Annotated in this window: 6 protein-coding genes; 3 read left to right on the forward strand and 3 right to left on the reverse strand. The window is 41.3% G+C overall.

Translation table 11 applies throughout. The annotated features are described in order from the left end of the window. Window positions 1–162 precede the first annotated feature (162 nt). Entirely contained in the window at window positions 163–4053 is a 3891-nt protein-coding gene (gene purL, locus GQR53_RS14075) for a phosphoribosylformylglycinamidine synthase (protein WP_165744242.1), read from the reverse strand. Between the two features lie 211 nt (window positions 4054–4264). On the opposite strand from purL, the gene mltF reads away from it, so the two are divergent. Both mltF and GQR53_RS14085 read left to right on the forward strand, forming a co-directional pair. Further along, on the forward strand, window positions 4265–5773 hold the full coding sequence (mltF, locus tag GQR53_RS14080; RefSeq protein ID WP_165744243.1) for a membrane-bound lytic murein transglycosylase MltF: 1509 nt from the start codon (window positions 4265–4267) through the stop codon (window positions 5771–5773). A 163-nt stretch (window positions 5774–5936) separates the two neighbouring features. Then, the gene (locus GQR53_RS14085; RefSeq protein WP_007584688.1) at window positions 5937–6104 is read left to right on the forward strand and encodes a hypothetical protein; all 168 of its coding nucleotides are present in this window, start codon (window positions 5937–5939) and stop codon (window positions 6102–6104) included. Between the two features lie 2 nt (window positions 6105–6106). Here the strand turns inward: GQR53_RS14085 and tadA are convergent, their stop codons facing one another. Then, entirely contained in the window at window positions 6107–6622 is a 516-nt protein-coding gene (tadA, locus tag GQR53_RS14090; RefSeq protein ID WP_033026952.1) for a tRNA adenosine(34) deaminase TadA, read from the reverse strand. Window positions 6623–6800: 178 nt separating this feature from the next. Here tadA and GQR53_RS14095 point away from each other — a divergent pair, with 178 nt between their 5' ends. Further along, complete coding sequence (locus GQR53_RS14095) at window positions 6801–8105, forward strand: inosine/guanosine kinase (RefSeq protein ID WP_010554383.1); 1305 nt, start codon at window positions 6801–6803, stop codon at window positions 8103–8105. A gap of 37 nt (window positions 8106–8142) precedes the next feature. Here the strand turns inward: GQR53_RS14095 and glsB are convergent, their stop codons facing one another. Then, complete coding sequence (gene glsB / locus GQR53_RS14100; protein WP_002961081.1) at window positions 8143–9066, reverse strand: glutaminase B; 924 nt, start codon at window positions 9064–9066, stop codon at window positions 8143–8145. Between the last annotated feature and the right edge of the window lie 301 nt (window positions 9067–9367).

Here is a 9367-nt window from a genome sequence, read left to right on the forward strand (position 1 = left end):
CAACTAGATATAAAAACTTTTGCCTAGTTCTAGCGTAATTTTTTTAACGTTAAATAGACCCCATATATAAGCAGATTGGTATAATCAAAAAAGGCTGCACAATGCAGCCTTTTTTATTTTACAGTAAGATTATGAATCTAACTTGTATAAACGTAAATATAATTAACCTACGTTTTTACGTGCATTACGGAACATACGCATCCACGGGCTATCCTCGAGCCACTCATCTGGGTGCCAAGAATTGGCAACGCTTCTGAATACACGTTCTGGATGCGGCATCATTACAGTGGCACGACCATCAGTTGACGTAATACCGGTAATACCTTCTGGAGAACCATTAGGATTCGCTGGGTACTGCGTTGTAGGGTTACCGTAGTTATCTACAAATTTAACCGCTACAGTGCCGCTATCAAGCGCCGCTTTAGTGGCTGCATCGTTTGCAAACTCAGCATGACCTTCACCATGAGAAACCGCTATAGGCATACGCGAGCCAGCCATTCCGTTAAAGAACACAGACGGATTCTCTTGTATTTCTACTAAACTAAAGCGTGCTTCAAAACGCTCTGATTTATTAGTTACAAAGCGCGGCCAATGTTCAGTACCAGGGATCAACTCTTTTAACGTTGATAACATTTGGCAACCGTTACATACACCTAAGCTGAAAGTATCTTCACGGTGGAAAAAGTTTTGGAATTGATCGCGTGCCATGTCGTTAAACAAAATAGACTTAGCCCAACCTTCACCCGCACCAAGTACGTCACCGTATGAGAAACCACCACAGGCCACTAAACCTTTAAATTGCTCTAGTGTTAAACGACCTTCTAAAATGTCGCTCATGTGTACATCAACGGCTGCAAAACCTGCGCGATTAAACGCCGCCGCCATTTCTAAATGAGAGTTAACACCCTGCTCACGTAAAATAGCCATTTGCGGTTTAGCACCTGTTGCAATGTATGGCGCTGCTATATCTTCATTTAAATCAAAGTTAAGTTTTACGTTTAAGCCTGGATCTTTTGCATCAAATTTAGCATCAAACTCTTGCTTAGCACACTCAGGGTTATCACGGCGCGCTTGCATTTGATACGTTGTTTCAGCCCAAATAGTACGAAGCTCAGTACGCGTATGATTAAGTACCGTATTTTCGCCACGGTTAAATATAATCGCATCGTCACTGTTAAGCGTGCCAATATTGTGACTAATGGCTGCTATACCATGTTGTTCAAACACCGCATTTACTGCATCTAAATCAGCATTTGCAACTTGAATTACCGCACCTAGCTCTTCGTTATAAAGCGCTTCAATGTCTGAACCTGTTAAAGCTGCTAAATCAACCGTTACACCGGTATGACCCGTAAACGCCATTTCAGCTACTGTGGTAAATAAACCACCATCTGAGCGGTCATGATAAGCAAGTAACTTACTATCAGCCACAAGTGCTTGCATTGCGTTATAGAAGCCTTTTAATAACTCAGGGCTATCAACATCAGGGGTTACATCACCTAATTGCTTATAAACTTGTGCAAGGCTTGATGCGCCCATGCGGTTTTTACCCGCACCTAAATCAACTAATATAAGCGATGTATCGCCTTTATCTGTGCGCAGTTGTGGAGTTACTGTTTTACGTACGTCGTCAACACGACCAAACGCAGTTATAACCAGTGAAAGCGGCGATGTTACTGACCTCTCTTGTGAGTCACCTTCATCTTTCCATGTCGTTTTCATCGACATAGAATCTTTACCTACAGGAATCGTTAAACCAAGCGCAGGACAAAGCTCTTCGCCTACGGCTTTAACAGCTTCATATAAACCAGCATCTTCACCTGGGTGACCCGCTGCTGCCATCCAGTTTGCCGATAACTTAATGTTTTCAAGGCTACCAATATTTGCACAGGCAATATTAGTTAACGACTCTGCCACAGCTAAACGAGCAGATGCACCGTAATTAAGTAATGCAGCCGGAGTACGCTCACCGAGTGACATAGCTTCACCGTGGTAAGTGTCATACGTTGCCGCAGTTACAGCACAGTTAGCAACAGGTACTTGCCAAGGACCAACCATTTGGTCGCGCGCTACTAAACCCGTAACTGAGCGATCGCCGATTGTTATTAAGAATGTTTTTTCTGCAATGGTTGGTAAACGCATTAAGCGCTGCGCTGCATCTGCTGCATTTATTGATGTGATATCAAGCGCTTTGCCAACAACTTGCTTTGACGTTACATCGCGGTGCATTTTAGGTGCTTTACCTAATAATACGTCCAGCGGCAAATCAACAGGATTATTTTCAAAGTGGCTGTCTGACACTGTTAAGTGAGGTTCAGCTGTTGCTTCACCAATAACAGCGTACTGGGCACGTTCGCGCTTACAAATTGCTTCAAAGCGGTCAAAGTCCTCTACGCCAACAGCGAGTACATAACGCTCTTGTGATTCATTACACCAAATTTCGTGTGGTGCCATGCCTGGCTCATCGTTAGGGATGCTACGTAATTGGAACTTACCACCACGTCCGCCATCATTAACAAGCTCAGGAAACGCGTTAGATAAACCGCCGGCACCTACATCATGGATAAACGCGATTGGGTTTTCATCGCCTAGCTGCCAACATTTATCGATAACTTCTTGGCAACGACGTTCCATTTCTGGGTTTTCGCGCTGTACTGAAGCAAAGTCTAAATCTTCGTTTGACTGACCTGAGGCCATACTTGATGCAGCACCACCGCCTAAACCAATGTTCATTGCAGGCCCGCCTAGCGCAATTAATTTAGCGCCTACAGGAATATCACCTTTTTGAACATGATCAGAGCGAATATTACCTAAACCACCGGCAAGCATAATTGGTTTATGGTAACCACGTACTTCTTCACCGTTATGGCTTGTTACTTTTTCTTCGTAAGTACGGAAGTAGCCTAATAAGTTAGGACGACCAAACTCATTATTAAATGCAGCGCCACCTAGTGGACCTTCTGTCATTATATCAAGTGCGTTTACAATACGAACCGGCTTACCAAAATCGCTTTCCCACGGTTGCTCGTAACCTGGAATACGTAAATTTGATACAGTAAAGCCAACTAACCCTGCTTTTGGCTTAGAGCCACGACCAGTTGCGCCTTCATCGCGAATCTCACCACCAGAACCTGTAGCAGCACCTGAGAATGGCGCAATAGCTGTTGGGTGGTTATGAGTTTCAACTTTCATTAGTATTTCAATGTCTTCTTGATGATACGCATATTCACCTTGCGCATTTGGGAAGAAGCGACCCGCTTTTGAGCCTTTCATTACTGCCGCGTTATCTTTATACGCCGACAATACATTTTCAGGATTTAGCTCAAACGTATTTTTAATCATTTTAAACAGCGATTTTGGCTGCTCTTTACCATCGATTGTCCAGTCAGCATTAAATATTTTATGGCGACAATGCTCTGAGTTCGCTTGTGCAAACATAAACAATTCGATGTCGTTAGGGTTACGTCCTAACTTTGTAAAATTTTCTACTAAGTAGTCTATTTCGTCATCAGCAAGCGCAAAGCCTTGCTCAACATTGGCTGTTGCTAGTGCTTCGCGTCCACCATCTAAAATATCGACAGACGACATTTGGCGTGGGGCATCACTGCGAAACAGCTGAGCCGCATCTTCAAGTTCATTGTGTGTGGCTTCAGTCATGCGGTCGTGCAATAACGCAGTTACTTGTGCAAGTTGTTCTGCGTTTAAATCACCTTCAACATAATAAGCAATACCGCGTTCAACACGGTGAACCTGCTTTAAACCACAGTTGTGGGCGATGTCGGTAGCTTTAGATGCCCAAGGTGAAATGGTACCTGGGCGAGGTGTAACAAGTACAAGTTTGCCAGCTGGGGTATGCTCAGCAATAGTTGGACCGTAAGTTAATAGTTTTTCAAGCTTGGTTTGCTCAGAGCTACTCAACGGCGATGTTAAATCGGCAAAGTGAGCATACTCGGCGTATACGTTAGTGACTGGAAGTTGCGATTGTTGGCAACGCGCTAAAATTTTATTAACTCTGAACTCTGAAAGTGCTGGTGCACCACGAAGGATCAACATAGGTAATTTCATCCGGGGTTAGGGATTGAACGATATTTTAGGCACGCATTATAGTCCAATTAGCATTCAGATTTAACTCAAAATTACGCTTTTCATAAAATTAACTTTTTAGCTTTATTTATAGCCTCTTTTGGTTAATAAAATAAAAGGTAAAGTGACGCGATGGCTTAGTTTTGCTATAACGGTGGCTGGCGAGCTTAAGGGGCACTCAATGTTCAAAGAAAAACTAATAATAATCATTACTTTAGTTATGCTGTTATGTGCATGTGATATGCAAGAGCAGCCAACTCAACTCGCCCAAATAAAAGAACAAAACAAAATACGTGTGGGTACACTTGCAAGTGCTAGTAATTATTATCAAGCCGTTCAAGGTGAACAAGGCTTTGAATATGAGCTATCTCAAGCATTTGCTGAATATCTAGGTGTAGAGCTTGAAATAGTGCCATTTTTTAACTTATCCGATATGTTTGAACGCCTGGAAAGCGGCGATTTAGATTTAATTGCCTCAGGACTTACCTATAATAAAACCCGTGCAGAGCAATACCGTTATGGACCAACTTACAGAACAATCAGCCAAAAGTTAGTTTATAAGCAAGGACGTGTTCGCCCTCGAGAGTTTGCCGACTTAGATGGCAACTTTACTGTTATCGCTAAAAGTAGTCATTCGCTTACTCTGCAAAAAATGAAAAAAAACAATCCAGATCTTACTTGGATAGAAAGCGAAGAGTTTGATGAAGAAGAACTACTTCAAGCAGTTATTGATGGCGAAATAGATTACACACTCGCTGATACACATACCCTATCGCTGTTTCGACGTTATCATCCAAATTTAAGTATCGGTTTTTCTGTTAGTCATAACGACCCGATTGCATGGATACTTAATAAATCAAAAGATGATTCTTTATACTCCTTATTAGTGCCATTTTTTGGCGATATAAAACAGAGTAATCAGCTCTACGTACTTGAAGAAAAATACTTTGGCCACGTGCGCCAATTTAACTATGTAAATACCCTTGCTTATATCGAAGCTATCAAAGAAACCTTACCAACATACCAACCATGGTTTGAACAATATGCTGGTAGCCTTGATTGGCGTTTATTAGCGGCACTTAGCTATCAAGAATCTATGTGGAATCCTCGCGCTAAATCGCCAACAGGCGTTCGCGGTATTATGATGCTAACCCGCAGTACAGCAAAACAAGTAGGTGTTACCAACCGCTTAGAGCCAGAGCAAAATATTCGCGGTGGTGGTAAGTATTTAAGTAAACTGATTAAGCGTATTCCTGATAGAATTCCTCAACCTGATAGAACATGGCTTGCACTAGCGGCTTACAATGTAGGTTGGGGGCACGTTAACGACGCGCGTATAATTACCGAGCAGCAAGGCGCAAGCCCTGATAAATGGGCTGATGTAAAAAAACGCTTACCGCTGTTAATTAAAAAGCGCTATTACCGTAAAACTCGCTATGGTTATGCGCGTGGCGATGTAGCGGTTAAATATGTTGATAATATTCGTCGCTATTACGATGCACTTGTTTGGCTAGATGAGAATAATGCTATTGCTGTAGAACCTGAACCAGAACCAATCACAGAGCAGAGCACTGATACCGAGCTAAAGCTAAATGAAGAAAGTGACGAAAAAAGTAACAAAGATGAAGCGCAAACAGAAAAACAACAGCCTATAATTGAGCCCGAACAACCGAGTGAAAACAATAACTAAGATTTGTATAGGTATCAGTTTTTTGAGCAAGCCAGTAAGCAAAATTTAAGTAAATTAAATATCTGTTTACTTGTCATCAAATGATCACTAATGTGTGTTAATTGTATATCATTATTTTATAAGATATACCCGTGCCTTTCTCACTCTTGCATTAGGAGAAAACATGCTAAAACGTAGACGCACACAAAGATTAAAACGCAATGTCATTTATTCAACGGCCACACGTCGTCGTGTTATGTTGCGAAAACTACACAAAAAAATCATCTGGCGTCGCCGAATGTTTGCTATGCAGCAAATGGCTGAATCAGAAATAGAGCCAATCGCTAGTTAGCTTTAGTTAGGCTTATTTATTTGTTCATCACGAGCAGCTTTCTTAGCTGCTTTAATTTGCGCTCTTCTACGTTTAAAAAAATTCGAAATAGTATCACCGCACTGCTGTGCCAAAACACCACCACACACCTCAACTTGATGATTTAACTTAGGCTCTTGTAATAAATTCATAATTGAACCCGCAGACCCTGTTTTAGCATCGACTGCTCCAAATACTAAACGCTTTATTCTGCTATGCACTAACAATCCCGCACACATAGAACAAGGCTCTAACGTTACGTATAGGGTGCAATCAATTAAGCGGTAATTGTTAAGGACTTTTCCAGCTTCTCGCACTGCAATCATTTCGGCATGGGCAGATGGGTCATTATCCGTTATTGAGCGGTTATACCCGACTGAAACTAGCTGGTTATCTTTGACTACAATTGCTCCAACCGGAATTTCATCAAGCAGCTCTGCTTGCTTTGCATACAAAAGCGCTTGTTCCATCCAGTAGGAATCATCAAATGGTTCGTTCATTATTTCTACTTAAATAACCTTTTATGCTGTAATTATACCTAGTTAGCACTCTAAAGTGCGCCATTCATTACTTTATTCCAAAAATAAAACAATATTTACCCGTTTGTAATGGCTCACTCGTGCTGATTTACGCTATAATCTCACGCTTTTTTTATTTAGCTCACAACACGGGTAGCAAATGAAATTTCCTGGACGCCGCAGGCATAAACATTATTTTCCAGTGGAAGCCAAAGATCCACTTACCAATCAACTTAACGCAACAGAGCGATTACAACGTAGTTATATTACGGGTATCGATCAGATCGTTGTTGATATAGAGGCAAAAGTTGATCAAGCTTTCCTTGACGAATTTCAACTACGTAGAGGGATGTCGCAAGTTATTGATAGCGATACAACAAACGCCTTATACGATCGTTTAAAATTAAACAATATGGTTGATTTTGAGTTTGCCGGTGGAACCATTGGTAACACTATGCACAACTACTCTGTACTTGCAGATGATCGCTCAGTTTTATTAGGCGTAATGAGCGAAAATATAAAAATAGGTAGCTACGCTTACCGTTTTTTATGTAATACCTCAAGCCGTGTAGACTTAAACTACCTTCAACCAGTTGATGGGCCTGTAGGCCGTTGTTTTACATTAATTGATGAAACCGGTGAGCGTACTTTTGCAATAAGTGCAGGCCTAATGAATCACTTACGTCCTGAATCTATCGATAAAGACCTTATTGAGAATTCATCAGCGTTAGTGATTAGTGCCTATCTTATGCGTACTCAAGGTAGCGAAACAATGACTGAAGCCACTATGCAAGCGGTAAAATACGCTAATGACGCAGGTGTGCCAGTTGTGCTTACACTCGGTACTAAGTTCTTAATTGAACAAGACCCTACTTGGTGGGCAAACTTTGTTGAAAAGCATGTTGATATTCTTGCTATGAACGAAGAAGAAGGTTTAGCTATTACAGGTTTTGAAGATCCTCTTCTAGCTGCTGATAAAGCACTTGATTGGGTAGACTTAGTTATTTGTACCGCTGGCGAAAAAGGCTTATTTATGGCCGGCTACGTAGACGAAAGCTTAAAGCGTGAAACCGAATACCCGTTACTACCAGGCGCCATACCTGATTTTAACCGTTACGAATTCTCACGAGCTATGCGTAAAGATGAGTGTGATGAACCTATCAGAGCATATAGTCATACGGCCCCATTTATGGGTGGACCTGATTCAATAAAAAACACCAATGGTGCAGGTGACTGCGCACTTGCGGCTGTACTACATGATTTGTCAGCGAATGTTTACCATAAGCTTAATGTGGCAAACTCAGCTAAACATCAGCAACAAGCTATTACTTACTCGTCACTATCGCAAATTAGTAAATATGCTAACCGAGCGAGCTATGAAGTATTAGTTCAGCACTCTCCGCGTTTATCTCGTGGTTTACCTGAACGTGAAGATTGTTTAGAACAAGTTTATTGGGAACAATAAATAACGGTGGGAGCAATTATTGCTCCCTATCGATTTCCTAAAAAATAGAAATATCGAGCTTTTTAGATAGCAGTTCTAATGCTGCTATTCCTGCAACGGAGTTACCAAACGAATTAAGCCCCGGAGAATAAACAGCTACAGTAAACTTATTTGGTAACACAGCTAAAATAGTCCCTGACACTCCCGATTTACCTGGCATACCTACTCTGTAACCAAAATCCCCCGCAGCATCATATAAGCCACTGGTAAATAATAGCGAATTAAGCTGCTTATTTTGACGGCTACTTAAAACACGATCGCCCGATCGATTATCAACACCTTTATTTGCTAAAAAATTATAAGCTTTGGCTAATTCAATACAGTTGAGCTCAATAGAACAAAAGTTAAAGTAAGACCATAAAACATCATCGACTTCATTTTCAAAATTACCAAACGACTTCATTAAATGTGCCATAGCAGCATTACGGTGTCTAAATTCATACTCAGAATTAGCGACTTTTTTATCAATCACTATCCCTCTATTACCAGCTAACAACCTAAAGGTCTCGAGCATAGAATGCATTGGTGCAGATAAGCGGCTGTATAACGCATCACACGTTACAATTGCGCCTGCATTTATGAAAGGGTTACGAGGGATCCCTTTTTCAAACTCAAGCTGTGTAAGCGAATTAAAGGCAGTACCTGAAGGCTCCTTTCCAACTCGATGCCAAAGTTCATCACCATAACGTTGCAGTGCCATAGTAAGTGTCATAACTTTTGAAACAGACTGAATGGTAAAACGTTGAGAGCAATCCCCCGCACATACAGTTTTACCATCAGTTGTATAAATAGCGATAGAAAATTGCTCAGGATCGACCTCTGCAAGGGCCGGTATATAATCAGCTACTTTTCCTTGTGATAATAAAGGGCGTACTTCATGTGCTATTTCATCAAGCACCTTTTGGTAATCAGCTGTAGGCAAACTAGACCTCTATATCATCATTCATAAAAATTGGATTTTAGCACGCGCGAATAGACGCAACTAGTTTTGTTGTTGAATTTAAAGGGGGATGTTTTTCTTAATTTTAAAAAGCAAAAAAAACGTCACATTGCTGTAACGGGTTTCTCTTAATTAAATCCTAGTAATGTCGTACTGCCCACAGCGGTAGAGAGTCACATAGCAAATGCTACACTATCTTTGTGTCGGGGCGTCCTTCTGCGGGGCTCGCCTTAGGTAAGCGTCTAGCGAACCACACCTAGCATCGATGTTCTGATTATCTAAA

It is taken from the genome of Pseudoalteromonas sp. Z9A6 (assembly GCF_011378805.1).
Classification (GTDB): Bacteria; Pseudomonadota; Gammaproteobacteria; order Enterobacterales; family Alteromonadaceae; genus Pseudoalteromonas; species Pseudoalteromonas distincta.

Bases quoted from the DNA above. Each gene is read 5' to 3' on its own strand.
- GQR53_RS14095 (WP_010554383.1), top strand. From the start codon at position 6,801: ATGAAATTTCCTGGACGCCGCAGGCATAAACATTATTTTCCAGTGGAA.
- tadA (WP_033026952.1), bottom strand. From the start codon at position 6,622: ATGAACGAACCATTTGATGATTCCTACTGGATGGAACAAGCGCTTTTG.
- mltF (WP_165744243.1), top strand. From the start codon at position 4,265: ATGTTCAAAGAAAAACTAATAATAATCATTACTTTAGTTATGCTGTTA.
- purL (WP_165744242.1), bottom strand. From the start codon at position 4,053: ATGTTGATCCTTCGTGGTGCACCAGCACTTTCAGAGTTCAGAGTTAAT.
- GQR53_RS14085 (WP_007584688.1), top strand. From the start codon at position 5,937: ATGCTAAAACGTAGACGCACACAAAGATTAAAACGCAATGTCATTTAT.